Source organism: Streptomyces sp. NBC_01142, from assembly GCF_026341125.1.
Lineage (GTDB): Bacteria > Actinomycetota > Actinomycetes > Streptomycetales > Streptomycetaceae > Streptomyces.
This window is the reverse complement of record NZ_JAPEOR010000002.1, coordinates 3542713-3565043: the sequence shown is the minus strand read 5'-3', so window position 1 is coordinate 3565043 and position 22331 is coordinate 3542713. Positions and strand designations below refer to the sequence as shown.

Annotated in this window: 17 protein-coding genes and 2 pseudogenes; 11 read left to right on the top strand and 8 right to left on the bottom strand. The window is 69.8% G+C overall.

Features of this window, described 5'->3' with window-relative positions; translation table 11 throughout:
• Positions 1–7: 7 nt before the first annotated feature.
• The 3 genes from OG883_RS33940 to OG883_RS33930 are packed head-to-tail and all read left to right on the top strand — an operon-like array spanning position 8 to position 3791.
• Positions 8–1501, top strand: coding sequence for an FAD/NAD(P)-binding protein (locus OG883_RS33940; protein WP_266549109.1), 1494 nt, complete (start codon positions 8–10; stop codon positions 1499–1501).
• Positions 1502–1524: 23 nt separating this feature from the next.
• A complete protein-coding gene (locus OG883_RS33935) occupies positions 1525–2820 on the top strand; it encodes an ATP-grasp domain-containing protein (RefSeq protein WP_266549107.1) in 1296 nt (431 codons plus the stop codon).
• Positions 2820–3791, top strand: a complete 972-nt coding sequence (locus tag OG883_RS33930; protein WP_266549105.1) for a hypothetical protein — start codon at positions 2820–2822, stop codon at positions 3789–3791. The genes OG883_RS33935 and OG883_RS33930 overlap by 1 nt, the downstream gene beginning before the upstream one ends.
• Positions 3792–3955: 164 nt before the next feature.
• Here OG883_RS33930 and OG883_RS33925 read toward each other — a convergent pair.
• Together OG883_RS33925 and ssd are read right to left on the bottom strand one after the other, a co-directional pair.
• Positions 3956–4813 (bottom strand): annotated as a pseudogene (locus OG883_RS33925) (TadA family conjugal transfer-associated ATPase); the annotation flags it as partial.
• A complete protein-coding gene (ssd, locus tag OG883_RS33920; RefSeq protein WP_266549103.1) occupies positions 4810–5913 on the bottom strand; it encodes a septum site-determining protein Ssd in 1104 nt (367 codons plus the stop codon). The pseudogene OG883_RS33925 and the gene ssd, both read right to left, overlap by 4 nt.
• A gap of 467 nt (positions 5914–6380) precedes the next feature.
• Between ssd and OG883_RS33915 the strand changes: the two genes are divergently transcribed.
• Complete coding sequence (locus tag OG883_RS33915; protein ID WP_266549100.1) at positions 6381–7259, top strand: HAD family phosphatase; 879 nt, start codon at positions 6381–6383, stop codon at positions 7257–7259.
• 331 nt (positions 7260–7590) lie between these two features.
• Here the strand turns inward: OG883_RS33915 and OG883_RS33910 are convergent, their stop codons facing one another.
• Entirely contained in the window at positions 7591–8421 is an 831-nt protein-coding gene (locus OG883_RS33910) for an oxidoreductase (RefSeq protein WP_266549075.1), read from the bottom strand.
• 102 nt (positions 8422–8523) lie between these two features.
• Here OG883_RS33910 and OG883_RS33905 point away from each other — a divergent pair, with 102 nt between their 5' ends.
• A complete protein-coding gene (locus tag OG883_RS33905) occupies positions 8524–9519 on the top strand; it encodes an ATP-binding protein (RefSeq protein WP_266549072.1) in 996 nt (331 codons plus the stop codon).
• On the opposite strand, the gene OG883_RS33900 is transcribed toward OG883_RS33905, so the two are convergent.
• Positions 9497–10762, bottom strand: coding sequence for a hypothetical protein (locus tag OG883_RS33900; protein ID WP_266549069.1), 1266 nt, complete (start codon positions 10760–10762; stop codon positions 9497–9499). The two genes, OG883_RS33905 and OG883_RS33900, sit on opposite strands and share 23 nt — an antisense overlap.
• Before the next feature lie 276 nt (positions 10763–11038).
• Here OG883_RS33900 and OG883_RS33895 point away from each other — a divergent pair, with 276 nt between their 5' ends.
• The 3 genes from OG883_RS33895 (at position 11039) to nhaA (ending at position 17243) form a co-directional block, all read left to right on the top strand.
• On the top strand, positions 11039–13426 hold the full coding sequence (locus OG883_RS33895; protein ID WP_266549065.1) for a SulP family inorganic anion transporter: 2388 nt from the start codon (positions 11039–11041) through the stop codon (positions 13424–13426).
• A gap of 178 nt (positions 13427–13604) precedes the next feature.
• The gene (acs, locus tag OG883_RS33890) at positions 13605–15560 is read left to right on the top strand and encodes an acetate--CoA ligase (protein ID WP_266549063.1); all 1956 of its coding nucleotides are present in this window, start codon (positions 13605–13607) and stop codon (positions 15558–15560) included.
• A 285-nt stretch (positions 15561–15845) separates the two neighbouring features.
• The gene (nhaA, locus tag OG883_RS33885) at positions 15846–17243 is read left to right on the top strand and encodes a Na+/H+ antiporter NhaA (protein ID WP_266549060.1); all 1398 of its coding nucleotides are present in this window, start codon (positions 15846–15848) and stop codon (positions 17241–17243) included.
• A gap of 293 nt (positions 17244–17536) precedes the next feature.
• Here nhaA and OG883_RS33880 read toward each other — a convergent pair whose 3' ends face one another.
• Together OG883_RS33880 and OG883_RS33875 are read right to left on the bottom strand one after the other, a co-directional pair.
• A complete protein-coding gene (locus OG883_RS33880) occupies positions 17537–17791 on the bottom strand; it encodes a hypothetical protein (protein ID WP_266549049.1) in 255 nt (84 codons plus the stop codon).
• A 41-nt stretch (positions 17792–17832) separates the two neighbouring features.
• Positions 17833–18053 (bottom strand): annotated as a pseudogene (locus tag OG883_RS33875) (site-specific integrase); the annotation flags it as partial.
• Between the two features lie 272 nt (positions 18054–18325).
• On the opposite strand from OG883_RS33875, the gene OG883_RS33870 reads away from it, so the two are divergent.
• The 3 genes from OG883_RS33870 to OG883_RS33860 all read left to right on the top strand — a co-directional run bounded on the left by OG883_RS33870 (position 18326) and on the right by OG883_RS33860 (position 20263).
• Positions 18326–18775: a phage holin family protein gene (locus tag OG883_RS33870; RefSeq protein WP_266549046.1), complete on the top strand. Its 450-nt coding sequence runs from the start codon at positions 18326–18328 to the stop codon at positions 18773–18775.
• 115 nt (positions 18776–18890) lie between these two features.
• Positions 18891–19838 (top strand): alpha/beta fold hydrolase, encoded by a 948-nt coding sequence (locus OG883_RS33865; protein WP_266549043.1) that lies wholly within the window; start codon positions 18891–18893, stop codon positions 19836–19838.
• A 236-nt stretch (positions 19839–20074) separates the two neighbouring features.
• The gene (locus tag OG883_RS33860; protein ID WP_266549040.1) at positions 20075–20263 is read left to right on the top strand and encodes a hypothetical protein; all 189 of its coding nucleotides are present in this window, start codon (positions 20075–20077) and stop codon (positions 20261–20263) included.
• Positions 20264–20302: 39 nt separating this feature from the next.
• Here OG883_RS33860 and OG883_RS33855 read toward each other — a convergent pair whose 3' ends face one another.
• Both OG883_RS33855 and OG883_RS33850 read right to left on the bottom strand, forming a co-directional pair.
• On the bottom strand, positions 20303–21502 hold the full coding sequence (locus tag OG883_RS33855; RefSeq protein WP_266549037.1) for a MarP family serine protease: 1200 nt from the start codon (positions 21500–21502) through the stop codon (positions 20303–20305).
• A gap of 114 nt (positions 21503–21616) precedes the next feature.
• Entirely contained in the window at positions 21617–22324 is a 708-nt protein-coding gene (locus OG883_RS33850; RefSeq protein ID WP_266549035.1) for a CoA pyrophosphatase, read from the bottom strand.
• Positions 22325–22331 lie beyond the last annotated feature (7 nt).

The following is a 22331-nucleotide window of genomic DNA, read 5'->3' as shown; positions in this document are numbered from 1 at the left end:
CTGTCCTGTGAACAGCCGTCCCCTCACCGCGGGCGGGCACCTGGTGGTTATCGGCGGTGGTGCCGCCGCGACGGCGGTGCTGCACCAACTGACGGAGCACGCCGGGTTCCGGCCCGGATCGGTGACGGTGGTGGACCCGCGGCCGGCCGGGTTCGGCGTGGCCTTCGGCACCACCGACCCAAAGCTGCGCTGCAACACCTCGGTCGATGTCACCTCGCTGTACCGCGCTGACCGCTCTGACCTCCAGCGCTACCTGGCGGCACGGGGCTGGCCGGTGGGCCGCGCCGACTTCGTCCCGCGTGCGCTGGTCGGGCAGTACTGCCGGGAACGGTTCGGGCAGCTGAGCCGGGAGCTTCAGGCGCGGGGGGCCCAGGTGCGCCAGGTGACCACGCGGGCCCGTACGGTACTCCCGGCAGAACGCGCGGGCGAGGGATACCGGGTCACCCTGGACGACGGCAGCACGCTGGAGGCCACCGATGTGGTGGTGGCGGCCGGTGGCGACCAGCCGCACCTGCCCGAGCTGCTGCGCGCGTATGCGGACCATCCGGATCTACTTGCCGGCCCCTACCCCACGGACCGGCTCCGGGCACTGCCCACCGACGCCAGAGTGCTGGTCGTCGGCAGCAAGCTGTCCGCGGTGGATGCCGCTCTGGTGCTGTGCGGGGCTGACCGGCAGGTCACCTTGTGCTCGCCTTCCGGCGAACTGCCAGCCGTCCGCAACCGGCTGTGCCGTACGGCCCGGCCGACCGGGCTGTTGGCCGACTTGCGCGAACTGAACCCCGGCACCCCGGATTTCGACCGGACGCTCACCCGGGTCCTGGCGCGCGCCGTCCGGAGCGCCAGGGCCGGCTGGGGGCACCCGGCGGCCGCGCTGCGTCGGCAATTCGGCACCGAACCCAAGGCGCTGGAGCGGCTCACCACAGAACTGCGGCAGACCGAGGCGGGCGACAATGCCTGGCAAGACGTGATCGCCGAACTCATCGAGGCGGTGAACGACTGGACCGAGGGCTGGCCCTCCGCCGAGCGAGACCGTCTGCTCACGCGCTTCCGCCCGCTGATCGCCCGCCACATCTCGGCCATCCCGGTGTCCAGCGCCCGCGCCCTGGCCGGGCACGGCCTGGCCGGACGGCTCGCCGTGCGCCGCGGCACCCCTGCGGCGCTCACACCGGACCCGGACGGCGGCTGGCAGGTGCGCTGGACGGCCGCCGGCCCGGCCGAGCACCACACTCATGTGCTGTCGGCCTCCGGATACCTCAGGCCTGCCGTGTGCACGCACGGCCCCGCGCTGCTCGCCCTCGGTCCCGCCGCCTGCTCCCCGCACTGCGCTCCACCGCTCACCGGCCCGGACCTACGGCTGCTGCGTCCCGGCGGAGCCGACCCGGAACGCATCTGGATGGTCGGAGCCATGGGGGCCGCCCGCACCGCCATCGTCAACTACCTGTGGACCGCGGCTGGCCAGGCGGGCACCGTCGCCCAGGCCCTCGCCGTCTCCACCCGTTGAATCCTGTCGAAAGGACGCCGCCCATGTACGTGCTCGTCGATCCCGTCTCCACCGGCCGTGAGCTGGCCGCCGCCTTCCGCGAGGAGGGTGCGGACTGCCTGCATCTCTACGAGGCCGCCCTGCACGCCGAGCACGCGAGCGACCCGGCCCCGCACACCGGCCTGCTGACTGCCACCGGACCGCAAGCCGTTGCCGAGGCCGCAGAGCTGCTGCGCGACAAGCAGATCACCGCGGTGATCGCGGCCAGCGAACGCGGGGTGCTGCTGGCCGACGCCCTCGCTCACGCACTCGGACTGCCGCACCACGACGTCCAGCTGGCCGCCGCCCGCCGTGACAAGGAACTCATGGTGCGCGCCCTCGAGGCCGAGAGCGTGCCGGCCGCCCGCACCCGGGCAATCAGCTCGCTCACGGAGCTCGACGAGACCCTCGACGCCTGGGGCGCTGCCCCCGGCACCCCGCTGGTGGTCAAGCCGCGCAACAGCGCGGGCAGCGACGGCTGCACCGTGGTCGCCAGCCGCGCCGAAGCCCGCGCAGCGGCCGAGGCCACCCTGCTCCAGCCCAATCTGATGGGCGAGACCAATACCGACGTGCTGCTTCAGGAGTACCTGGAGGGGACCCAGTACATCGTCAACACCGTCAGCATGGACGGCCGCCACCTGCTCTCGGAGGTGTACCGGGAGCGCATCGACACCATCGCCGGGGCGCCGGTCCTGCGCCACATCGTCTCCCGACCCCAACTCGACGACCGCGAGCAGGACCTCGTCGCGTACGTGCTGCGCTGTCTGGACGCCCTCGGCATCCGGGAAGGCGCCGCGCACACCGAGGTGATGCTCACCACGGCCGGACCACGCCTGGTGGAGGTCAACTCCCGGGTGATGGGGCCGTCCCTGGCACCCGACCCGTACCACGCCGCCTTCGGCTACAGCCACCAGCACCTGGTCGCCGAGCGTTTTCTGCGCCCGGACGACTTCGCCCAGCGCTTCGAGCTGCCCTACGGGGGAGGCCGTACCCTCGCCAAGATCTTCCTGCGCACCTTCCGGGAGGGGGTACTGGCCGCCGTGGACGGAGCGCGCATCCTGCGCCGACTGCCCGGCTTCCACTCCATCGACCGGCTGCCCGCGACCGGCGTGCCGATCCCGGACCCGACGCTGACCACCGGCGCCTCCGGCATCGCCTACCTCGTCCACGATGACGAGGAACTTCTTTACAGCTCCCTGGGGTTCATCCACCACCTGGAGGACGACGGCGCCTTCTACCGCATGGCCGACCCCGGCCAACGGCACGACGCCAGCGAGCCGCTGCAGCGGACGGCGGCCTGATGGCAGGGGCACCCGCACTCATCGCCCTCTCGGTGCTGCTTCAGGCCGCCGCTGAGGCGTTCCTGTCCGGCCGCATCAGTAGCGGCGACAGCCTGCGCTTCTCTCTGGTGGCCTTCTTCGGCTGCACGCTGCTGTTCCTGGCTGTGAGCCGGATACGCCGCACACCGGCTCGCCGGGCGGCAGAGCCGCATGCCGGGCCGGGGAAACTGCGCCTGTTCGCGGCCCTCAACGTAGCCAGCGCGGTGACGTTCCTGGGCCTGTACCTGGCGCTGGTGTGGGTGCCAGCTGCGTTCGCCGCCAGCCTGATGGCGGGGGTCGGCCCGACCGCCGCGACGGTGCTCGCCACCCTGTCAGGCCGACGCCACACGGCGGCGAGCTGGCTGCGCTCCGCAGGTCTGTTCGCCGCCTCCGTGATCACCGCTGCGGCCGTCCAGCCCTCCCTCCTGGACACCTCCACTTGGCAGTCCGGGCCAGCCGCCAGCGCGGTCGGCGCCGGGCTCGCGGTACTGGCCGGGGTGGGCGCCGCGGCCATCGCCCACCTGTCCCTGCAGCTCGGTGCACACGGAATCGCACCAGCCGTCGTGATGGCTCACCGCTTTCACCTGACCTACCTGCTCGCCGCCCTCGCCCTGACCAGCGACGGCCTGACCCAACCCCCTCGCCTCAGCTGGACGGTGACCGCGCTGATCGCCCTCGTCGGCGTGGTCCTGCCTCTGTACATCCTGCAGATCGGTGTCCAACGGACTCCGGCCGCCGTCACCATGGCTCTCCTCGCCACCCAACCCGGCCTCGCTTACCTCGTGCAAGGCGTACTCGGCTACCCACTTACCTGGACCGGCACCATTGCCGTCCTCTTCCTGATCGTGGCGGCCATCGTCGTCGCCCGAACCGAACACCGCGCCAGCTCCAGCGGCCCGCCCGCGGGAAAGGACACGGGTGGGGTCAAGGGAAAGGTGGGCAGCAGCCCCTAACCACGCTGCACCGTACGACAGCTTGCGCCCGTCACGCACCCGAGCTGCGGCAAGGGCGCACCAGTCACCGTCACCCTTGGTGGTCGCACTGAAATCTTTCGTGCGCTACTGAAATCTCTACTGAAATGAATCTTGCGCTACTGAAATCTTCAGAGCCACCCGACACCGCAGCCGCCTTCGTGGCCGGTGTTCAAGGCGCTGAGGAGCTCCGTCACCTCGGCTCCCCGCACTTCCCCCACCACCAGCCGGTCGGGCCGCATCCGCAGCGCCTGTCGCACCAGGTCCCGCAGCGTCACCCGGCCCGCGCCCTCTTGGTTGGCCGTCCGCGACTCCAGCCGCACCACGTGCGGGTGCTCGGGCCTGAGCTCCGCCGAGTCCTCGGCCAGCACGATCCGCTCGCGCACCCCCACCAGCCCCAGCAGACTCGAGAGCAGGGTCGTCTTCCCCGATCCCGTACCACCGCTGATCAGGAACGACAGCCGGGCCTCGATGAGAGCCCGCAGCACCCGGTCCCCGCCCGGCGGCACCGTCCCCGCCGCCACCAGTTCCCCTACCGAGAACGCCCTGGGCCGCACCACCCGCAGCGACAGGCACGTCGAGCCGACCGCGACCGGTGGCAGCACCGCATGCAGCCGGGTACCGTCCGGAAGCCGGGCATCCACCCACGGCCGCGCGTCGTCCAGCCGCCGCTCCGCCAGCCCCGCGAGCCGCTGAGCCAGCCTGCGTACCGAGGCCGCGTCCGCGAACGTCACCTCAGTGAGCTCGAGCCCACCGCCCCGGTCCACCCACACCCGGTCCGGCGCGGACACCAGCACATCCGTCACCGCCGGGTCGGCCAGCAGCGGCTCCAGCGGCCCCGCGCCGACCAGGTCGCACCGCAACTCCTCGGTACCGCCCAGCACTTCCGTGTCCCCGAGCAACCGCCCCTGTGCTCGCAGGGCGGCCGCCACCCGCGCCGGCGTCGGCTCGGCACCGCTCTGGGCGAGCCGCTGCCGTACGGCATCCAGCAGCCCGGCGCTCATGAGACCCCACCCCCGGCCAGCGCCCGCTCCCAGAAGGCCGTACAGAACCGGGCCAGCGGCCCGCGCGCGCTCCCGCCCGGCGGAGCTCCCCCGTCCTGCGCGGCCAGCAACCCTGCTTCCAGGGGCAGTTCGCCCGCCAGTGGCAGCCCCAGCGCGTCCGCAACCCACTGCTCGTCCAGCCCTGCGGCGTACGGACCGCGCACCACCGCTCGCAGGTCCTCAAGGACCATGCCCACCGTCGACGCCACCCGGTTGGCCGCGGCGACCGCCCGCAGCTCGCCGGGCACCACCAGCAGTCCGAGATCCAGCTGGGCGAGCGCCTCCACCACACCCTCGTCGACCCGGCGCGGCAGATCCACGACCACCACCCCGCCGCGCCTGCGGGCAGCGGCCAGCACCGACCGCATCGCTTCCGGCGGGATCACCACCGAGTCGCCGCGATCCCAGCTGAGCACCCGCAGCGCATGCAGCTCGGGCAGCGACTCCTCCAGCGCGCCGCCGGCGACCCGGCCCTTGGAAGCGGCGAAATCCGGCCATCGCCTGCCTTCCGCTTGTTCCCCGCCGAGCAGGATGTCGAGGCCTCCGCCCAGCGGGTCGCCGTCGACGAGCATGGTGCGCCGCCCCGTACGGGCCGAGGTCACTGCCAGGGCGCAGGCCAGCGTCGATGCGCCGGCGCCGCCTCGTCCGCCGATCACCCCGACGGTCAGCGCCTGGCGCCCCACCCCCTCGACCACATCGGCGATCCGGTCGACGAGCCATCCCTCCGCATCGGGCAGCCGCAGCACACAGTCGGCCCCGATCTCCACCGCCCGCCGCCAGACGTCCGGGTCGTCCTGATCACGCCCGACGAGCAGCACACCGCGTCTGCGCGTGGCTCCGCGGCAGCGCGCGGCCGCGTCGTCGCCGACGAGGACCAGTGGCGCGCCCTCCCAGCTTCCCCTGCGCTCCGGCACCGAATGATGAACGTCCGGCTCGGCTCCCGCCGCGGCGCACAGCCGCAGCAGATCGTCGAGCAGTTCCACATCTTCAGTGACGATCAGCGGTCCGTCCCGCCGCCCTTCGGCGACCGGCGGTCGATCAGATGTGATGGATCCAGCCACGATCTCCACCCCCTCATTACTGCGATCTCGCTTCACGCCGAGATCTGCGATTCCTTCGGTCCGCGAACTGCGCGGGTGGAATCACCGTGCAGCGCACCGGCAAATCGTGTGGATCTTGCTGAAAAACTGTGGACAACTAGCCACTTGTGAATATCCCGCTAGCTCATACCGGTGACTCCCGGAGAGCAGCGCAACCACTACGCACAGTGACAAGTCTGGGCAGTGGGGAGCCAGTGCCTGCACGGCCCGAACAAGGGAAGAACGATCGGAGTCGATCGCGAAAGGCGGACGAAACGCGTCCGGACATGCGACGACCCCCGCCGGGGGGGAGAGCGGGGGTCGTCTCTCCGGCCGACTCGGGGGGGGGAGGAGCCGGACCGGGTTAGCACGGTCGCGAACGATCCGTGACTTCCATGGTGTACCCGAGAGCCTTCTCAGGCAAACCCACGCGCCCGAGCGTACGCCGAATGGCGGGCACCTATGCTCGGCTCGTGGAAAACCACTCCTTGCCGCGCACAGCCGCCTTCTTTGACCTGGACAAGACGGTCATTGCGAAGTCATCGACTCTGACCTTCAGCAAGTCCTTCTACCAAGGCGGGCTGATCAACCGCCGCGCCGTGCTGCGCACGGCCTATGCCCAGTTCGTTTTTCTCGCCGGCGGAGCCGACCACGACCAGATGGAGCGGATGCGCCAGTACCTCTCCGCCCTCTGCCGGGGCTGGAACGTCCAGCAGGTCAAGGAAATCGTCGCCGAGACCCTCCATGACCTGATCGACCCGATCATCTACGACGAGGCCGCCTCGCTCATCGAGGAGCACCACACCGCGGGCCGCGACGTCGTCATCGTCTCCACGTCGGGCGCGGAGGTCGTCGAGCCGATCGGCGAGCTCCTCGGCGCGGACCGGGTGGTGGCCACGCGCATGGTGGTCGGCGACGACGGCTGCTTCACCGGCGAGGTGGAGTACTACGCGTACGGGCCGACGAAGGCAGAGGCGATCAGAGAGCTCGCCGCGTCCGAGGGATACGACCTGTCGCGCTGCTACGCGTACAGCGACTCGGCCACCGACGTGCCGATGCTGGCGTCGGTCGGCCACCCGTACGCCGTCAATCCGGACCGTACGCTGCGCCGCGAGGCGACCGCCCGAGAATGGCCGATTCTCGTTTTCAACCGGCCGGTACGACTGAAACAGCGACTGCCCGCCTTCTCCATGCCGCCGCGCCCCGCCCTGGTCGCCGCGGCCGCCGTGGGTGCGGCGGCCGCGACCGCCGGCCTGGTCTGGTACGCCAGCCGTCGACGCAGTGCCGCTTCCCAGGCGGCCGCTATGAATCAGTTCGTCCGCATTTGAACCTAAAAGTAAAGAAGTGCAGGCAGGGGTTCCGCTTCCCGGCGGACAGGAGTAGAAAGGAGTCAACGGCCCGCGAGACCAAGGACATCCGAAAGGATCACCTTTAACGCATGAAGGCCCCACGGACCGAAGCATGAAAACCGAGTACCCACGCGACGTCGACCCGTCGATTACGGGCCAGCCGCACCAGGTGACGGGCAGAAGTTCCCGACCTGATGGGCAACACTTCGAGGACGCTTGGTAACACGGTGGACGTGCCAGCGGCGGTACCAATTCCGGTACCGCCGCAACCCTGTTCAGGGGCTTTTTCCGGGGACTCTGCAGGAGTGGTTCAGGCAGCGCCGCGCTGCAGCGCCTCGCATACCGCCGTCGACTCCCTGACTCCCAGCTCCACCGCCCGCCCGCAGTGCGCGATCCAGGCGGCCATGCCCTCAGGGGTCCCCGTCAGGTAACTCTCGAAAGCCGCGACGTACGCCGCCCGGCCCTGCTCCGCGTGACCGACCTCGGCCGGACAGATCGACTTGGGGTCGAGACCGCTGCCGATCAGCACGATGCGCTCGGCCGCCCGCGCGACTAGGCCGTTGTACGAGCCGAAGGGGCGCAGCGCCAGCAGTTCCCCATGGACCACGGCCGCCGTCACCAGCGCCGGCGCGGAACCGCCCGCGATGATCAGCTCCGCCAGGCCGTCCAGCCGGCCATTCACCTCACTCGCGTCCGGCAGCGGCGCCTCGATCAGCGGCTCGTCGACCTTTTCGCCGTCGAGGCGCGGGCGTCCCACACTCTCCTCGTCGTCGGCGCCGGACGCCGCGACCAGATGCAGCCTGGCCAGCACCCGCAGCGGCGACTGCCGCCAGATGGAGAGCAGTTGACCGGATTCGGCGGTCAACCGCAGCGCCGCGCCGACCGTGCGTGCCTCGGGCTCGACGCTGAAGTCGGTGCGCCGCCGCACCTCTTCCAGCGCCCAGTCGGCGCCGGAGAGCGCGGCGGAACCGCGCGCTCCGCGCAGCGCCGCCTCCGAGGTGACCTCGTTGCTGCGGCGCCGCATGACCCGGTGTCCGTAGACCCGGTCGACGGCCTTGCGCACGGAGTCCACGGCGTCGGCGACACCCGGCAGGGTGCCGAGAGCCGCGAGGGGGTCGGCCGACGAGGCATTCGTACTCATAGGTAGCGAGGCTACGCGCCCACGGCGCACGCCCCACCTTGGAGTGGTCTTCTTCACGCACTTCGACCACACCATGCGATCGAACCACTACCCTAGGTGAACATGAAGATCGCTTTCGTAGGGAAGGGCGGCAGCGGCAAGACCACGCTGTCCTCGCTCTTCATCCGCCACCTTGCCGCCAATGAGGCTCCCGTCGTCGCGGTGGACGCCGACATCAATCAGCATCTGGGGGCCGCGCTCGGCCTCGACGAGGCGGAGGCCGCCGCGCTGCCCGCGATGGGCGCGCACCTGCCGCTCATCAAGGAGTACCTGCGCGGCTCCAACCCCCGGATCGCCTCCGCCGCAACGATGATCAAGACCACGCCGCCCGGGGAGGGCTCGCAGCTGCTGCGTGTCGACGAGGACAACCCGGTCTACGACGCCTGCGCCCGCACCGTCCGCCTCGACGACGGGGACATCCGGCTGATGGCGACCGGCCCGTTCACCGAGTCGGACCTGGGGGTGTCCTGCTATCACTCGAAGGTCGGCGCGGTCGAGCTCTGCCTCAACCACCTCGTCGACGGCCCCGACGAGTACGTGGTCGTGGACATGACCGCGGGATCGGACTCCTTCGCCTCCGGGATGTTCACCCGCTTCGACATGACGTTCCTGGTGGCCGAGCCGACCCGCAAGGGCGTCTCGGTCTACCGCCAGTACAAGGAGTACGCGCGGGACTTCGGCGTCGCGCTGAAGGTCATCGGCAACAAGGTCCAGGGCCAGGACGACGTGGACTTCCTGCGCGACGAGGTGGGCGACGACCTGCTGGTCACCCTCGGGCACTCCGAATGGGTGCGGGCGATGGAGAAGGGACGGCCGTCCCACTTCGAGCTGCTGGAGGTGGACAACCGCATGTCGCTCCAGGTCCTGCAGAACGCCGCGGAGGACTCGTACGAGAACCGCGACTGGGAGCGCTACACACGCCAGATGGTGCACTTCCACCTGAAGAACGCGGAGAGCTGGGGGAACGCGAAGACCGGGGCCGACCTGGCTGCGCAGGTCGACCCCGCCTTCGTGCTCGGTGAGCCCATGTCAGGGGTCAGCGCCGCTCAGCCCGCTTGACCTCGGTCGAGGCGGGCCGGACCGGCGGCTGGGCGGCGAGGAAGCTCGCCCAGCCGCCCTTCGGTGCCTGGCCGACCTTCAGGGTGCGCATCTTCTGCACCACCTTCGGATCCTGGGCGTCCAGCCAGTCGGCGAGTTGCCGGAACGACACGCACTTCACGTCGGGCTTCACACAGACCGTCGCGATCGTCTCCTCGACAGCGCGCATGTACGTGCCGCCGTTCCAGGACTCGAAGTGGTTGCCGGCGATCAGCGGTGCCCGGTTGCCCCGGTACGCGCGGTCGAAGGCCTGCAGCAGGCCATCACGCATCTGGTTGCCCCAGTACCTGTGCATCGACGGGGCGCCACTGGCGGTGCCGGACTGGTTGACCATGAAGTTGTAGTCCATGGAAAGCGTCTCGAACGCGCGACCCGGCACCGGGACCATCTGCAACGAGAGGTTCCACAGGCCCAGTTCCTTCTCGGGCCAGACCTGGGGGTTGATGCCGCTGGTGTCGTAGCGGAAGCCGAGTTCACTCGCGGCGCGCAGGAAGTTCGGCCGGCCCTCCAGGCACGGGGTGCGGGCGCCGATGAGCTCCTTCTCGTAGTCGAAGGGCAGCGGCTTCTCTTTCTTCAGGCCGGCGTTCGTCTTCCAGTTCCTCACGAAGGACTTGGCCTGGCTGATCTCGCTCTTCCACTCCGCGACCGACCAGGTGCCCACCCCGCCGTCCTTGCCGCAGAAGTGGCCGTTGAAGTGGGTGCCCACCTCGTTGCCGTCGTACCAGGCCCCGCGCAGCTCCCGCACGGTGTTCTTGACTCCCTGGACGTCGTTGAAGCCGATGTCCGAGCGCCCGGCCGCGTGCTTGGGCGGGTCGTAGAGGTCCGACTTCTCCTCGGGGAGCAGATACACACCGCTGAGGAAGTACGTCATCGTCGCGTTGTACTTCTTGCCCACCCGGCGGAAGTGGGAGAAGAGCTTCTGGTTGTCCTCGCCGGCTCCGTCCCACGAGAAAACAACGAACTGCGGCGGCTTCTCGCCGGGCTTCAGTCGCTCCGGTTTGAGCAGGCCCGGCTGGGCTCCGGTGACCGCGGTGGAGCCGTCGCCGATGAGGCGTGCCGAGCTCTTGGGGGCGGCGGCGCCCTCTTCCGCCTCCGGGGAGCCCATTTTGGGGTCCGACTCGTCCGAGCCGGAACATCCGGTGAGTCCTGCGACCAGCGCCGCGGCAACTGCGGCGACGGCGATCCTCTTCGTGGCGGCCAACATCCGCCCACCTCTTTCCCTCTCCCTGTACGACGCGGGTTCCTGCGGCGCCGACAAAGTTGCATCGCGGTGCTGAGGGGGAGGCGCGACGAGCCGCGATGAAATTACTAATCACTGAATCGGGTGAACAACTGCCCTATTTGCCCCGAAAATCATGCCTGATTCTTTACTCTGCATTACGATCCATTTACCGAGAGTTGAAGCATCCCGCCACTGCACGCCGTGACCCACGGCCGCGCCCCATCCCGCGACCGCGCTGCCCCGGAGGAGACGGGAACCATGTCCGCCTGCGTCCCCACTCGCACCGATGACCCTTCGCGCAAGCCCCGCAAGAAGCGTTCATCTCGCACCTACATCGCCGCGCGCTTCCAGCGCCTGAACCGCCCAAACCGACCGCACGGCCCGCCACCGCCCGGAGGCGGCCGCCCCCGCCGATTCCGTATCGCCGGCGCCGACCTGTCCGCCTCGATCTCCGTCTTTCTGATCGCGCTGCCGCTCTCCCTCGGCATCGCGCTCGCCACCGGCGCACCGCTCCAGGCCGGGCTGGTGGCCGCCGCTGTCGGCGGCATCGTCGCCGGCCGGCTCGGCGGGTCACCGCTGCAGGTCAGCGGCCCGGCAGCCGGGCTGACCGTCGTCGTCGCCGACCTGATCCAGCGGTACGGCTGGCGCACCACCTGCGCCATCACTGTCCTCGCCGGATTCGCCCAACTCGGTCTGGCTGCCCTGCGGGTGGCCCGGTCGGCTCTCGCCGTCAGCCCGGCGATCGTGCACGGCATGCTGGCCGGCATCGGCGCCACAATCGCCTTCGCCCAACTCCATATCGTCCTCGGCGGCACCCCCCAGAGCTCCGCGATCGAGAACGTCCGCGGTCTGCCCGCCCAGTTGGCCGATCTCCATCCGGCCGCACTCTCGGTCAGCGTCCTGACCGTTGCCCTACTACTGCTGTGGCCACGGATTCCGGGGCGCACGGGCCGGATCGCACGGAAGATCCCGGCCGCCCTCGCCGCAGTGGCGGGCGCGACCGTCCTCGCCGCGCTCGCCGGGCTGAGCCTGCCGCGTGTCGATCTGCCGTCCTGGCGCAACCATGCCCTGCCCGAGCTGCCCGAGGGGCCGGTGCTCGGCATCCTCGCCGCTGTCCTCACCATCACCCTGGTGGGCAGCGTGGAGTCGCTGCTGTCGGCCGTGGCGGTCGACAAGCTGGCGGCCGCCCGCAAAGAGCCGGACGTCCGCCTTCCGCGCACCCATCTCGACCGGGAACTGGCCGGGCAGGGTGCGGCGAACGTCGTCTCCGGCGCGCTCGGCGGGCTCCCCGTCACCGGGGTCGCCGTCCGTAGCGCCGCCAATGTGTCCGCGGGCGGCGTGAGCCGTAACTCCACGATGCTGCACGGCCTGTGGATCGCGGTCGCCGCGCTGCTACTGGTGCCTCTGCTCGATCTGATCCCGCTGGCCACCCTGGCCGCGCTGGTGATGGTCGTGGGCGTCCAGATGGTCAACATCACGCATATGCGCAGCGTGAAGCGGAACCGGGAGATGCTGGTGTACGCAATGACACTGGCCGCGGTCCTTGTCACCGGCGTACTGGAAGGCGTGCTGATCGGGGTCGCGGTGGCGGTCGCGGTCGCGCTGCACCGGCTGACCCGAACCCGGATCACCGTGGACGAGCAGGAGCGGCTCCACCGGGTGCGGGTGCGGGGCCAGCTGACCTTCCTGGCCGTGCCGCGGCTGAGCCGGATGCTGGGGCAGGTGCCCCAGGGGGCCGACTGCGTCGTCGAGTTGGACGGCTCCTTCATGGACCATGCCGCGTACGAAGCACTGCACGACTGGCAGGCCTCGCATGTGGCGCAGGGCGGGACGGTGGAGTTCACCGGCCGCGCCGGGGGCCGGATCAGTGAGCCCGCCTCCGAGACGCATGGCTGCTGCCGCCCCTGGACTCCCTGGCGCAACCACCACTGCGACGAGCAGCCCCGGCGCACAGCCTCGCATCAACTGGCGAGCGGCCTCAGCTCGTTCCAGCGCAATACGGCTCCGCTGGTGCGCGACGAGCTGGCACGGCTGGCGCGCGAGGGTCAGCGGCCCTCGCAGCTCTTTCTCACCTGCGCCGACTCCCGCCTGGTCACCAGCATGATCACGGCCAGCGGTCCCGGCGATCTCTTCACCGTGCGGAATATCGGCAATCTGGTGCCTCTGCCCGGCGCCGAGAGCAGCGACGATTCGGTGGCGGCCGCGATCGAGTACGCCATCGAGGTGCTGGAGGTCGACTCGATCACCATCTGCGGGCACTCCGGCTGCGGCGCGATGCAGGCCTTGCTGAGCAGCCCGCCCCGGAACGCCCGGACCCCGCTGGGACGCTGGCTGCGGCACGGGCTTCCAAGCCTCGAGCGGATGAGGAGCCGCAACCATTCCTGGGCCAGGATCTCCGGACGGCTGCCCACCGACGCCGTGGAGCAGCTGTGTCTGACCAATGTGATCCAGCAGTTGGAGCATCTGCGCGCCCATGAGGCGGTGGCCCAGCGGCTGGCCGACGGCAGGCTGCAGCTGCACGGCATGTATTTCCATGTCGGCGAGGCGCAGGCGTATCTGCTGGCGAGCAGCGACGAGCACGAGATCGACGAGGTCTTCGACCGGGTTGCCCCTGCCCCCTCGGCGCTCCAGAAGGCGCGCGTCTGAACTTCTCGCCCGCCTTGTCCGTGAGAACGTGTGGCCCCTCTTTCCCACTGCCCGGGGAGAGGGGCCACCCACAGGTCTAAACCAATTTCCGGAAGGCCCTTGTCACCCGGCCGTCTGGCTGATGAGCTATGGCCTGGGACACATAGGCACATAGGACGCCCTGGGAAAGGGAGATGTCGTGAGCAACGAAAGCCTGGCCAACCTGCTCAAGGAAGAGCGGCGGTTCGCGCCGCCGACCGAGCTGGCCGCCAACGCCAACGTGACGGCGGAGGCGTACGAGCAGGCAAAGGCGGACAGGCTTGGCTTCTGGGCCGAGCAGGCGAGGCGGCTCACCTGGGCCACCGAGCCGACCGAGACCCTCGACTGGAGCAACCCACCCTTCGCGAAGTGGTTCGCGGACGGCAAGCTGAACGTCGCGTACAACTGCGTGGACCGTCATGTCGAAGCGGGCAACGGCGACCGGGTCGCCATCCACTTCGAGGGCGAGCCGGGCGACAGCCGCGCCCTCACCTACGCCGAACTCAAGGACGAGGTCTCCCGGGCCGCCAACGCCCTGACCGAGCTGGGAATCGGCAAGGGCGACCGGGTCGCCGTCTACCTCCCGATGATCCCCGAGGCCGCCGTGGCGATGCTGGCCTGCGCCCGCATCGGCGCCGCGCACTCGGTGGTCTTCGGCGGCTTCTCCGCCGACGCCGTCGCCTCCCGTATCCAGGACGCCGACGCCAAACTGGTCATCACCGCGGACGGCGGCTACCGGCGCGGCAAGCCCAGCGCGCTCAAGCCCGCGATCGACGAGGCCGTCGCCAAGTGCCCGCAGGTCGAGCACGTCCTGGTGGTACGGCGCACCGGCCAGGACACCGCCTTCAGCGAGGGTCGGGACGTGTGGTGGCACGACATCGTCGCCCGGCAGTCCGCCGAGCACACCCCGGAGGCCTTCGAGGCGGAGCAGCCGCTGTTCATCCTCTACACCTCCGGTACGACGGGTAAGCCGAAGGGCATCCTGCACACCTCCGGCGGCTACCTCACCCAGGCGGCCTACACCCACCACGCCGTCTTCGACCTCAAGCCGGAGTCGGACGTCTACTGGTGCACCGCCGACGTCGGCTGGGTGACCGGTCACTCGTACATCGTGTACGGACCGCTGGCCAACGGCGCGACCCAGGTGATGTACGAGGGCACGCCCGACACCCCGCACCAGGGCCGCTTCTGGGAGATCGTGCAGAAGTACGGCGTCACGATCCTCTACACCGCGCCGACCGCGATCCGTACGTTCATGAAGTGGGGCGACGACATCCCCGCGAAGTTCGACCTGTCGTCGCTGCGGCTCCTCGGGTCGGTCGGTGAGCCGATCAACCCGGAGGCGTGGATCTGGTACCGGGAGCACATCGGCGCAGGCAAGACGCCGATCGTGGACACCTGGTGGCAGACCGAGACCGGCGCGATGATGATCTCGCCGCTGCCCGGCGTCACCGAGACCAAGCCCGGCTCGGCGCAGCGCGCGCTGCCCGGCATCTCGGCAACCGTCGTGGACGACGACGCCAACGAGGTTCCCAACGGAGGCGGCGGCTACCTCGTCCTCACCGAGCCGTGGCCGTCGATGCTGCGCACCATCTGGGGCGACGACCAGCGCTTCATCGACACGTACTGGTCGCGCTTCGAAGGCAGGTACTTCGCAGGCGACGGCGCCAAGAAGGACGACGACGGCGACATCTGGCTGCTCGGCCGCGTCGACGACGTGATGCTGGTGTCCGGCCACAACATCTCGACCACGGAGGTGGAGTCGGCGCTGGTCTCACACCCGAAGGTCGCCGAGGCCGCGGTCGTGGGCGCGGCGGACGAGACGACCGGCCAGGCGATCGTGGCGTTTGTGATCCTGCGCGGTACGGCGAGCGAGGACGAGAACCTCGTGAGCGATCTGCGCAACCACGTGGGTGCGACGCTCGGCCCGATCGCCAAGCCGAAGCGGATCCTGCCGGTGGCGGAGCTGCCGAAGACCCGTTCCGGAAAGATCATGCGCCGGCTGCTGCGTGATGTCGCCGAGAACCGTCAGCTGGGCGATGTCACGACGCTCACGGACTCATCGGTGATGGACCTCATCCAGACCAGGCTGCCGAGCGCCGCCAGCGAGGACTGAGCAGGGGACCGACCAGGAGACCGATCAGTCCCCCGATCAAGAGACCGATCGGGGGACTGGCCAGGAGACTGGCCGGGTTCGGATTCCCTGGAGGGGCACTCGGCAAGAACGCGCCGGGTGCCCCTTTCGCACCTAAAGTGACGTTCACCGGATACGTCCTTGCGCACTTGGGTAAGGTGAGGACCGCTTCACCGCGTCAATGACGCGACAAGAAAGACCCAGGTGCGCCGGGAAGTCTGGTCGGCATGTGCTTTGTCCTGCCCACCCGACCGGAGGTCCGCCGACGTGGCCGCGCCCACCCCCACCCACCGCAAGTTCCTCGGACGCCTTCCTCTGCCCGAGCGGACGTACGTGGCGGACGCGCTGCGCACCGAGACCGTCGGTGGCGTACTTCTCCTCGTCGCCGCGATCGCCGCCCTGATCTGGGCGAACACCCCGCTGGGCGACAGTTACGAGTCCGTACTCGACTTCCACATAGGTCCCGCCTCGCTCGGCCTGGACCTCTCCCTGCAGCACTGGGCCGCCGACGGGCTGCTCGCGATCTTCTTCTTCGTCGCCGGCATCGAGCTCAAGCGTGAACTGGTGGCCGGTGAGCTGCGCGACCCCAAGGCCGCCGCCCTCCCCGTGATCGCCGCGATCTGCGGCATGGCGGTGCCCGCGCTCGTCTACACCCTGACGGTCACCGTCGGCGGTGGGTCCACCGCCGGCTGGGCCGTACCGACCGCCACCGACATCGCCTTCGCGCTGGCCGTTCTCGCGGTCATCGGCACCTCGTTGCCGTCCGCGCTGCGCGCGTTCCTGCTGACCCTCGCCGTCGTCGACGACCTCTTCGCGATCCTGATCATCGCGGTCTTCTTCACCAGTGACCTGAACTTCGCGGCGCTCGGCGGAGCCGTCGTCGGACTCTTCGTCTTCTGGCTGCTGCTGCGCAAGGGGGTGCACGGCTGGTACGTGTACATACCGCTGGCCCTGGTCATCTGGGGGCTGATGTACAACAGCGGCGTCCACGCCACCATCGCCGGTGTCGCGATGGGCCTGATGCTCCGCTGCACCCGGCGGGAGGGCGAGCAGTACTCCCCCGGCGAACACATCGAGCACCTCGCGCGGCCGATCTCGGCGGGACTCGCCGTTCCGCTGTTCGCGCTGCTCTCAGCGGGTGTCTCGATCTCCGGCAGCGCGCTCACCGATGTCTTCAGCCGGCCCGAGACCCTCGGTGTCGTTCTCGGCCTGGTGGTCGGCAAGGCCGTCGGCATCTTCGGCGGCACATGGCTCGCCGCGCGCTTCACCAGAGCCGAGCTCAACGACGACCTGGCGTGGCCCGACGTCTTCGCCATCTCCGCGCTCGCCGGAATCGGCTTCACCGTCTCTCTCCTCATCGGAGAGCTCGCCTTCTCCGGCGACGCGACACTGACCGACGAGGTCAAGGCCGCGGTCCTGATGGGCTCGCTGATCGCCGCCGTACTCGCCGGGATTCTGCTCAAGCTGCGGGTACGCAAGTACCAGGCGCTGTACGAGGAGGAGGAGCGCGACGACGACCGCGACGGTATCCCCGACGTCTACGAGGAGGACAAGCCCGAGTTCCATCTGCGGATGGCGGCCATCTACGAGGAGAAGGCCGCGGAGCACCGTCGGAAGGCCGAAGTGGCGGGGGCGTCGCGCAACGACGGCGACAGTCCGGCGTGATCTGACGGCAGACGGCCATGAAGAAGCCCCCTACCAGCGGATTTCCCACCAGGAGGGGGCTCGGTCACGCTGCCTGGGCCGTCTCCGGGCCGTCGTTCGCCTCGGTGGTCGTCCTACAGGGCCCGGAACTCCTCTCTCTGATCCCAGGGGCGAAGCAACCCCTGCGGGGAGTCATCGTCGACAAACGGTGGACTCCCACGGACCGGCTCGCCGGTTACTTGTCCCTGGTGTCCGAGATCGGGGCCCGGGACCGTGGTGCGGAAGCGGGTGGGTGTTATCGGGGCATGACCCGGTTACGCCAGAAACCCGCCCGCCAAGGGGACCCACTTGTACTTGTCTCCGCCGACCCATCTCACGTCCGCGGGATCGTCGAGGTCGAGATGGGTCAGCCCCGCCCGGTGCGCCAGGCTGATCACATCCACCATGTCGAAGGCACGCCCGGCCAACTCCCCGTTGATCTCCACCAGGCGGTACGGCGGGTCGTCCGGCACGACACCGAGGACGACCAGGGGGGCGGGGTGGAATGCCTCTTCAGCATCGTTGGTCATGCTTACAGCGTGTGGCAGGGGCGCGAGGCGCACATGTCGAGCCGCTCCTTGCCGCCCTTCGGCGGGGCGAATACCGGCTGCCCCCTCACCAGCTCTACCTGACAAGCCACGTGCAGCCGGCCACCGCGAACGCCGGTTTCGTCGGCGGGAGCCCGAAGATCTCCCCTTGCCGAAGCCCGCAGCCGCCCCCGAGATCGGCCGTGGCGCGGTACCGGCCGGGCAGACCTGCACGCACCCGGAACACCCGCACAGCAGGCCATGGCTTCACGCCGCCCGCCCGACAGATCACGGATTCATGGAGGAAACCGCTGCCCCTGAACAGTTGCCGTCCAGTCGCTGAGCGAGCCTCGGTGGGCAGGCCGGGCCGTCTGTGGGCCGTCAGAAGGCAGCCAGTGGCGACCAACGACGACCGACGTCCACCACCCGGCGGCACGTCAGGGGCAGGCAGGGCCACAAGCCCCCTGCCGGGGCAGAATGCTCGGCAGTCCGGCATGATCTGACATCGGATCCGTAGATGAGGAGAGGGAGTCAGCGATGAGCGACCCCGGCAACAGCGCGGCAATCGCTGTAGGCGCCGACCGCAGTCTCGGCCAGTTGGTCGCCTCGGCGACCGCCGAGATGTCCGCGCTCGTGCACGACGAGATCGCCCTGGCCAAGGCCGAACTGCGACAGGACGTCAAGCGCGGCGCGATCGGTGGTACGGCCATCAGCATTGCGGGAGTGTTCGCGCTCTTCTCGCTTCCCGTGCTGAGCTTCGCGGCGGCGTACGGGATCCACAATCTGGGCCTCGGCCTCGCCTGGTCCTTCCTGATTGTGGGCGCAGCGTTTCTGCTGCTGGCAGCGCTGCTGGCGCTGCTCGCCGTGTCCAAGTTCAAGAAGGTCAAGCCACCGGAGAAGTCGATCGCCTCGGCCAAGCAGACGGCGGCTGTACTGCAGGGCGTCAAGCCGCATACCCGACCGGCTCAGGACAAACTCACCGTGTGAGAAGGCGGGCGCGCCCGGGTCGATCTGCGGCTCCGTCGCGTTGACGGGGTGTACGGGGCCCGGGTGAGCGGCCGGTGGCGACCGGGAGGCGTCCAGGTGTGGCACGCTCGTCAGCATGACGGCCCTTGATACCAACCCCGGCGGCTTCGGCAGCCTCGGCAGTCCCGTACGCCTCGATGGTCCCTGGACCCACCGCGACGTGGCGGCCAATGGTGCGCGCTTCCATATCGCCGAGGTGGGCGACGGGCCTCTGGTGTTGCTGCTCCACGGCTTTCCGCAGTTCTGGTGGACGTGGCGGCATCAGCTGACCGCGCTCGCCGACGCGGGATTCCGGGCGGTGGCGATGGACCTGCGGGGTGTGGGCGGCAGCGACCGTACGCCACGGGGTTACGACCCCGCGAACCTCGCGCTCGACATCACGGGCGTCGTGCGGTCGCTGGGCGAGCCGGACGCGGCGCTGGTCGGGCACGACCTGGGCGGGTATCTGGCGTGGACCGCGGCGGTGATGCGGCCCAAGCTGGTGCGCCGGCTCGCGGTCTCCTCGATGCCGCATCCGCGCCGGTGGCGCTCGGCGATGCTCTCCGACTTCTCGCAGAGCCGCGCGGGGTCGTACATCTGGGGCTTCCAGCGGCCGTGGCTGCCGGAGCGTCAGCTCGTCGCGGACGACGCGGCCTTGGTGGGCAAGCTGATCAACGACTGGTCCGGGCCGCAGCTGCCGGACGAGGACGCGGTCGAGGTCTACCGGCGGGCGATGTCCATCCCGTCGACGGCGCACTGCTCGATCGAGCCGTACCGGTGGATGGTGCGGTCGATGGCACGGCCGGACGGGATCCAGTTCAACCGGCGGATGAAGCGCCCGGTGCGGGTGCCGACACTGCATCTGCACGGCTCGCTGGACCCGGCGATGCGGACGCGCAGCGCGGCGGGTTCGGGAGAGTACGTCGAAGCGCCGTACCGCTGGCGCCTGTTCGACGGCCTCGGCCACTTCCCTCATGAGGAGGATCCGGTGGCGTTCTCCACGGAGCTCATCAACTGGCTCAAGGACCCCGAACCCGACCGCTAGGTCCGGACGCGGCCCGTATGCAATCCCCGCATGCCGTGGGCAATCCCCGCACGTCCCGTTTGCAATCCCCGCACGTCCCGCGGGCAGCCCCCGCACGTCCCGTGTCGCGGCCGTAAGCCACTCCCCGTCAAGCACAGGGAACGCTTGTACGACGAACAGCCAATTGCCTGGCGCATAGGCCAATTGGCCGCCCCTGACGCGGTTACCGACCATGGGGCACGGGCACAGGTCGAGGTATGGGCTGGACGCACGACTACGGTGACGCAGCACGCAACCGCCGCTCGGCCAGTGGGCCGATCACCCACGAAAGGGGCGGCCCCCCGGGCGAAGGCCACGAGCATACGGGGCAGGGGATCGGCATTCCCCGCATCCTCAGGCGCCGGGCCCGCTGGGTCTCTGCGCGGTTGCGTCATACCCGCGGCTGACGCCCGGCTCTCCCTCTGCCGTCGCTCCACAAGCCGCCTCTACAGCGCGCATGCCTGGCTGTCGACCTGCTGGTTGGCGGCCAGGCCCCGCGTGATGTCCTCGCGGATCTCGTCGGCCGTCAGGGCGTACCCGGTGTCGGCATCGTCCAGCGACCTCGCGAAGATGACGCCGTAGACCTTGCCGTCCGTGGTGAGCAGCGGGCCGCCTGAGTTGCCCTGACGCACCGTCGCGAACAGGGAGTACACATCGCGGCGCACGGTGCCGCGGTGGTAGATGTCCGGGCCGTTGGCGTTGATGCGGCCACGGACGCGGGCCGAGCGCACGTCGTACGAGCCGTTCTCCGGGAAGCCCGCGACGATCGCGCTGTTGCCGCTGCGCGCGTCGGCGTCGGCGAACTGGAGCGGCCGCGCCTTGAGATCGGGCACGTCCAGCACGGCGATGTCGCGCTGCCAGTCGTAGAGCACGACCTTCGCGTCGTAGAGCCTGCCCTCGCCGCCTACCTGCACGGTCGGCTCGTCGACGCCGCCGACGACATGGGCGTTGGTCATCACCCGGCGATCGGAGAAGACGAACCCGGTGCCTTCCAGGACCTTGCTGCAGCTCTGGGCCGTACCGACGACCTTGACGATGGACTGCTGGGCGCGGGCTGCGACCGGGCTGCCCACGAGCGCCGGGTCCGGCGCCTGGACCTCGGTGATGGGTTCGTTGGCGAACGGGCTGAAGACCTGCGGGAAGCCGTTCTGGGCAAGGACGGAGGAGAAGTCCGTGAACCAGGTGGAGGCCTGAGTGGGCATCACCCGGGAGACCCCGAGCAGGACCTTGGAGTTGCGGACCTCCTTGCCGAGCGTGGGCAGGGAGGTGCCGGCGAGGGCGGAGCCGATCAGCCAGGCGACCAGCAGCATCGCGACCACATTGACCAGCGCGCCGCCCGTTGCGTCCAGAGCGCGGGCGGGTGACCAGGTGATGTACCGGCGCAGTTTGTTGCCCAGGTGGGTGGTGAAGGCCTGGCCGACCGAAGCACACACGATCACGATCACGACGGCGACGACCGCGGCCGTGGAGGACACGTCCGAGTCGTCCGTCAGCCAGCCCCAGATCACGGGGAGCAGGTAGACCGCGACGAGACCGCCACCGAGAAAGCCGATCACCGACAGAATGCCGACGACAAAACCCTGGCGGTAGCCGACGATCGCGAACCATACGGCGGCGAGCAGCAACAGGATGTCCAGCACGTTCACCGTCATTAGCCTCGCAGTTTCGTCGCCGGGTGCTCCGTCCGGCTGGGGGTCCGGGCCGGCGGCGGAGCCGCCTGCGATGCTGCGCCCCCGGAAGCGCAGTACTGGGTCAGCCTGTCATGAGCGCCAGTCCAGCGGGACCTGCTTCGTGCGGTCCCACGGCTGCTCCCACTCGGCGAAGTGCAGAATCCGGTCGATCACACCGGCGGTGAAACCCCAGACCAGAGCCCCCTCAACCATGAATGCCGGTCCGCGGTGGCCACTCGGGTGCACGGCCGTCGCGCGGTTGGCCGGGTCCGTGAGATCCGCCACGGGCACCGTGAAGACCCGGGCGGTCTCCGCGGGATCGACGGCTCCGACAGGGCTCGGCGTCCGCCACCAACCCAATACGGGTGTGACGACGAAACTGCTCACCGGGATGTACAGCTTGGGCAGCACGCCGAAGGTCTGGACGCCCGACGGGTCGAGGCCGGTCTCCTCCTCGGCCTCGCGCAGCGCGGCCCGCAGCGGGCCCGTCGTCTCCGGGTCGCCGTCGTCCGGGTCGAGCGCACCGCCGGGGAAGGAGGGCTGCCCGGCGTGCGAGCGCAGGCTGCTGGCGCGCTCCATCAGCAGCAGCTCGGGGCCCCTGGCGCCCTCGCCGAACAGGACGAGGACGGCGGACTGCCGGCCGCGCCCGCTCTCGGGCGGCAGGAAGCGGCTGAGCTGCTCGGGCTCGACGGTGTGCGCGGCGCGCACGACGGGATCGAGCCACTCGGGCAGACCGTCGGTCGTGACGGCCACCTCGCCGTCGTGCATTCCTTCGTACGTCTCTTCTCCAGCGCGCATCAGTGCA

Coding starts and splice junctions, on each gene's coding strand:
- OG883_RS33865 (WP_266549043.1), top strand. CDS start 18,891: ATGACGGCCCTTGATACCAACCCCGGCGGCTTCGGCAGCCTCGGCAGT.
- OG883_RS33900 (WP_266549069.1), bottom strand. CDS start 10,762: ATGTTGGCCGCCACGAAGAGGATCGCCGTCGCCGCAGTTGCCGCGGCG.
- OG883_RS33880 (WP_266549049.1), bottom strand. CDS start 17,791: ATGACCAACGATGCTGAAGAGGCATTCCACCCCGCCCCCCTGGTCGTC.
- OG883_RS33860 (WP_266549040.1), top strand. CDS start 20,075: ATGGGCTGGACGCACGACTACGGTGACGCAGCACGCAACCGCCGCTCG.
- OG883_RS33895 (WP_266549065.1), top strand. CDS start 11,039: ATGTCCGCCTGCGTCCCCACTCGCACCGATGACCCTTCGCGCAAGCCC.
- OG883_RS33930 (WP_266549105.1), top strand. CDS start 2,820: ATGGCAGGGGCACCCGCACTCATCGCCCTCTCGGTGCTGCTTCAGGCC.
- OG883_RS33935 (WP_266549107.1), top strand. CDS start 1,525: ATGTACGTGCTCGTCGATCCCGTCTCCACCGGCCGTGAGCTGGCCGCC.
- OG883_RS33850 (WP_266549035.1), bottom strand. CDS start 22,324: ATGCGCGCTGGAGAAGAGACGTACGAAGGAATGCACGACGGCGAGGTG.
- OG883_RS33870 (WP_266549046.1), top strand. CDS start 18,326: ATGAGCGACCCCGGCAACAGCGCGGCAATCGCTGTAGGCGCCGACCGC.
- OG883_RS33905 (WP_266549072.1), top strand. CDS start 8,524: ATGAAGATCGCTTTCGTAGGGAAGGGCGGCAGCGGCAAGACCACGCTG.
- OG883_RS33910 (WP_266549075.1), bottom strand. CDS start 8,421: ATGAGTACGAATGCCTCGTCGGCCGACCCCCTCGCGGCTCTCGGCACC.
- OG883_RS33915 (WP_266549100.1), top strand. CDS start 6,381: ATGGCGGGCACCTATGCTCGGCTCGTGGAAAACCACTCCTTGCCGCGC.